Genomic DNA, 4,518 nt, shown 5'->3' on the forward strand with positions numbered 1-4,518 from the left:
TCGGGCCGCAAATACAAGCAATGTTGCGGTCGGAACTGACCGATCGCCCAAGTCTCTCACGGCCCAGAGCTGCCTTTCGCAGGTGGGGCGATGCCGCAGCGCAGCTTCACTGAACCGGAAGTTCGATCGTCGTGCAGCGTGTCCACCCCCGCTGGATAGCTGCAGCTGGATCTGCGTCAACGTAAATGCAGGATGGCCTAGTTACTCAGCGGCAAGTTGGGCCGGTCTCCAATCAATCTTTGAAGGAAAAATCCCGTGCGCGCCCTATCCCAGCGCGTAGCCCGCGCCGCGGACCGTGCGCACGGGGTTGTCGCCGCCATTCTGCATCAGCGCCTTGCGCAGCCGGCCCACATGCACGTCGATGGTGCGGGTGTCGACATAGATGTCGCGGCCCCAGACGCGGTCCAGCAGCTGCTCGCGCGTCCAGACCCGGCCGGGCTTCTCCATCAGCGTGGACAGCAGACGGAACTCGGTCGGGCCGAGATGCAGCGTCTGACCGGCGCGGAAGACCCGATGCTCGGCGGCGTCCAGCAGGATATCTTCATAGCTCAGCCGCTCGCCCATGGTCGCGGGCCGGGTGCGCCGAAGCTGGGTGCGCAACCGGGCCATCAGCTCGACCACGGAATAGGGTTTCACCACATAATCGTCGGCGCCGGTCTCAAGGCCGCGCACCCGGTCCACCTCTTCGCTGCGGGCCGACAGCATGATGATCGGGATGGGCCGGGTTGCCGGGTCGGCCTTCAGCCGACGGCAGATCTCGATGCCCGAGACATTGGGCAGCATCCAGTCCAGTACGATCAGGTCGGGCTGTTCTTCGGCCACCAGCAGAAGCGCCTCGTCGCCATTCTCGGCGATGGCGACACCGAAGCCCTCGGCCTCGAGATTGTAGCGCAGCACCTCGCGCTGCGCGCCTTCGTCCTCGACCACCAGAACCAGCGGGGTCTGTTGCGATGCCATCGGCTCAGCCCTCGCCCGGCAGCGCCACGGCATCGGCGGGCGGTACGCGGTTGTCCTTGGGGCGGCTGTCATCGGGCAATTCGCCGGTGACGAGATAGATCACCTGCTCGGCGATGGCGGTGGCGTGGTCGCCCATGCGCTCGATGTTCTTGGCGATGAAATGCAGATGCATGCAGGCGGTGATGTTGCGTGGGTCTTCCATCATGTAGGTCAGGAATTCCCGGAACAGCGCATTGTACATCTGGTCCACCTCCAGATCGCGGGCGCGCACGTCGGCCGCCAGATCGGCATCGCGCTGGATATAGCTGTCCAGCGCATCCGACAGCATCTTCTCGACCGTCGCGGCCATACGCTTCAGCGCGATGCCCGAGCCGGCGATCTGCGGCATCTGCGCCAGCACATGCGTGCGCTTGGCCATGTTCTTGGCATAATCGCCCACCCGTTCAAGGCTGGCGGCGATCTTGATGACCGACAGGACCAGCCGCAGGTCGGTGGCGGTGGGCGCGCGCAGCGCGATCAGCCGGGCGCTGTCCTCGTTGATCTGCGCCTCCAGCGCATCGATGGCCTTGTCACGGCGGCGGACCTCTTCGGCCAGTTCCTCGTCGCGGTTCATCATCGCCGAGGCACCGTCGGCAATGGCGCTTTCGACCATGCCCCCCATCTTCACCACCTGGGCCTGAATGGTCTCCAGATCGCGGTCGAAGGCCGAGGAAATATGCTTGTCGCGGTTCATGTCGTCTGCCCCTGTCGCCTCAGCCGATCCGGCCCGTGATATAGGATTCCGTCCGCGGGTCCTGCGGCCGGGTGAAGATGTCGTCGGTATCGCCATATTCGACCAGATTGCCCAAGTGGAAGAAGGCGGTCTTCTGGCTGACGCGGGCGGCCTGCTGCATCGAATGGGTGACGATGACCACGGAAAATTCCTGCCGCAGCTGGTCGATCAGTTCCTCGACCTGCCCGGTGGCGATCGGGTCCAGCGCCGAACAGGGCTCGTCCATCAACAGCACCTCGGGCGAGGTGGCGACGGCGCGGGCAATGCAGAGCCGCTGTTGCTGACCGCCCGAAAGGCCGGTGCCGGGTTCCTGCAGCCGGTCCTTGACCTCGTTCCACAGCGCGGCGCCGCGCAGGGATTTCTCGACGATCTCGTCCAGCTCGGCCCGGTTGCGGGCGAGGCCGTGGATGCGCGGGCCATAGGCCACGTTGTCATAGATCGACTTCGGGAAGGGGTTCGGCTTCTGGAACACCATGCCGACCTTGGCGCGCAGCTGCACCGGATCGACGCGGCGGTCATAGATGTCCTCGCCATCCAGACGGATCTGGCCCTCGATGCGGGCGATCGGAATGGTGTCGTTCATCCGGTTGATGCAGCGCAGGAAGGTCGATTTCCCGCAGCCCGAGGGGCCGATGAAGGCCGTCACGGTCTTGTCGAGGATCTCGACATTGACATCCTTGATGGCCTGCTTGTCGCCATAGAAGACCTGCACGTCGCGGGCCGAGATCTTGATGTCATCCTGGGTCACGGCACTATCCAGCTGTCGCATGTCGTTCATCATATTCATTCCTCGGCTCCGTTACCAACGGCGCTCGAACCGGTTGCGTAGGTAGATGGCAATCGCGTTCATCATGACAAGAAAGCCCAGCAGAACCAGAATGGCTGCAGAAGTACGGGCGACAAACCCGCGCTCCGGGCTGTCCGCCCAAAGGAAGATCTGGGTCGGAAGCGCGGTCGAGGCATCGAAGGGTGTTGCAGGAGCGGCAGTCACGAAGGCATTCATGCCGATCAGCAGCAGGGGTGCGGTCTCCCCCAGGGCCTGGGCCAGACCAATGATCGTGCCGGTCAGAATGCCGGGCAAGGCCAGCGGCAGGACGTGGCCAAAGACGACCTGTTGTTTCGATGCACCAACGCCCAAAGCCGCCTCGCGAATAGACGGCGGCACCGCCTGCAACGCCGCCCGGGTGGCGATGATGATGGTGGGGAGGGTCATCAGAGCGAGAGTCAGCCCGCCGACAAAGGGAGCCGAGCGCGGCATGCCGAACCAACCCAGAAACACCGCCAGCGCCAGCAGGCCAAAGACGACCGACGGCACGGCGGCGAGATTGTTGATGTTCACCTCGATAATGTCGCTGAGTCGGCTCTTGGGTGCAAATTCCTCAAGATAGATTGCGGCGCCGATCCCCAGTGGGAACGAGATCAGGAAGCAGACCAGAAGCGCATAGGCCGAACCGATGATCGCCCCTTTCAGCCCGGCCAGCTCTGGAAAGCGCGAATCGGCATTGGTCAACAGGGACCAGTTTATCGGTTTCGAGATCCGGCCTTCGTCCTTCAGCTGCTGGAAAGCGGCAATGTCGGTATCTGACAGGCGGCGCGTGGATTCTTCTGACACCACATCGACATTGCCCTTGTTCAACTGGTCGTAGGGGTCCGAGACGGGCACATTGATGCTGACAGTCTGACCAATGAGAGAGGGGTCAGCCACAACCTTGTCGCGGACCACGAACTGCGCGGCATTCGACAGGATGCCCGACAGCGCCTTCAGCTCGTCTTTCTCGGCATCGGGAAAGGTCGTCTGCATGGCGTCGCGGATCACGTTGCGGTAATTCCCCTCCGCAGGCTCGGCGGGTTCAACAAGCTCGGCCGAGATCGGCACATCGATTTGCACATGGGTCTGTCGAAAGGCCTGCGCACCGCCCGATATCAGCGTCCACAGCAGGATCGCCAGCATGAGGAAGGCAAGGCCGATGGCAGCGAGGCCCAGCATGCGCAGGATCAGTTCGTTGCGTCGACGGCGGGCAAGATTTTTGCGGAACTCTGGCGAGTCCCAGCCATTGACGGCGGCAGTCGGTTGGGCGGCGGTCTGATCGGTCATGTCGCTTTCGCCTCAGTCATAAAGTTCGCGGTATTTGCGCACGACGCGCAGGGCGATGATGTTGATGACCAGCGTCACGATGAACAGCATCAGCCCGAGCGCGAAGGCTGCCAGGGTCTTGGGACTGTCGAATTCGGTATCACCGATCAGCAGGGTCACGATCTGGACGGTCACGGTCGTAACGCTGTCCAGCGGGTTTATCGTCATCTTGGCGATCAGGCCGGCGGCCATGACCACGATCATTGTCTCGCCGATGGCTCGGCTGATGGCCAGCAGCACACCGCCGACGATGCCGGGAATGGCAGCCGGGAACAGCACCTTCAGCACGGTTTCGGATCGTGTGGCACCCAAAGCCATGCTGCCGTCGCGCAGACTGCGCGGCACGGCCGACAGCGCATCATCGGCAAAAGACGAGATGAAGGGGATAAGCATGATTGCCATCACCGAACCCGCCGCGAGTGCCGTATTCGGCGCGACCGGAATGCCCAGTGCTGCGCCCCAGGCCCGGATCGCGGGTGCCACGGTCAGGATGGCGAAGAAGCCATAGACAACGGTCGGAATCCCGGCCAGGATTTCCAGCACCGGCTTGGCGACGGCGCGAAAGCGCGGGCTGGCGAATTCGTTCAGATTGAGAACGGCGGTGCGAAATTAGTCCACGTTAGCGGCGGCATGGTGCTGCTGCGGGCGGCGTAAA

4 protein-coding genes and 1 pseudogene are annotated in these 4,518 nt (G+C 63.2%); all 5 read right to left on the reverse strand.

Annotated elements, in window-relative coordinates:
- Positions 1-264 precede the first annotated feature (264 nt).
- The gene (gene phoB / locus ACFSCT_RS03025; protein WP_299911366.1) at positions 265-957 is read right to left on the reverse strand and encodes a phosphate regulon transcriptional regulator PhoB; all 693 of its coding nucleotides are present in this window, start codon (positions 955-957) and stop codon (positions 265-267) included.
- 4 nt (positions 958-961) lie between these two features.
- A complete protein-coding gene (phoU, locus tag ACFSCT_RS03030; RefSeq protein ID WP_299911474.1) occupies positions 962-1,690 on the reverse strand; it encodes a phosphate signaling complex protein PhoU in 729 nt (242 codons plus the stop codon).
- A gap of 19 nt (positions 1,691-1,709) precedes the next feature.
- Positions 1,710-2,507 carry a phosphate ABC transporter ATP-binding protein PstB gene (pstB, locus tag ACFSCT_RS03035; protein WP_379140061.1) on the reverse strand — a complete coding sequence of 266 codons (798 nt, stop codon included), beginning with the start codon at positions 2,505-2,507 and terminating at the stop codon, positions 1,710-1,712.
- Between the two features lie 21 nt (positions 2,508-2,528).
- Positions 2,529-3,824, reverse strand: a complete 1,296-nt coding sequence (pstA, locus tag ACFSCT_RS03040) for a phosphate ABC transporter permease PstA (RefSeq protein ID WP_299911364.1) — start codon at positions 3,822-3,824, stop codon at positions 2,529-2,531.
- Positions 3,825-3,836: 12 nt separating this feature from the next.
- Positions 3,837-4,451 (reverse strand): annotated as a pseudogene (gene pstC / locus ACFSCT_RS03045) (phosphate ABC transporter permease subunit PstC); the annotation flags it as partial.
- Positions 4,452-4,518: the final 67 nt, after the last annotated feature.

This window comes from Paracoccus pacificus (genome assembly GCF_042680785.1).
GTDB lineage: Bacteria > Pseudomonadota > Alphaproteobacteria > Rhodobacterales > Rhodobacteraceae > Paracoccus > Paracoccus pacificus.

Excerpts from the sequence above, each read along its gene's own strand:
- phoB (WP_299911366.1), bottom strand. The coding sequence starts at position 957 with ATGGCATCGCAACAGACCCCGCTGGTTCTGGTGGTCGAGGACGAAGGC.
- phoU (WP_299911474.1), bottom strand. The coding sequence starts at position 1,690 with ATGAACCGCGACAAGCATATTTCCTCGGCCTTCGACCGCGATCTGGAG.
- pstB (WP_379140061.1), bottom strand. The coding sequence starts at position 2,507 with ATGAACGACATGCGACAGCTGGATAGTGCCGTGACCCAGGATGACATC.
- pstA (WP_299911364.1), bottom strand. The coding sequence starts at position 3,824 with ATGACCGATCAGACCGCCGCCCAACCGACTGCCGCCGTCAATGGCTGG.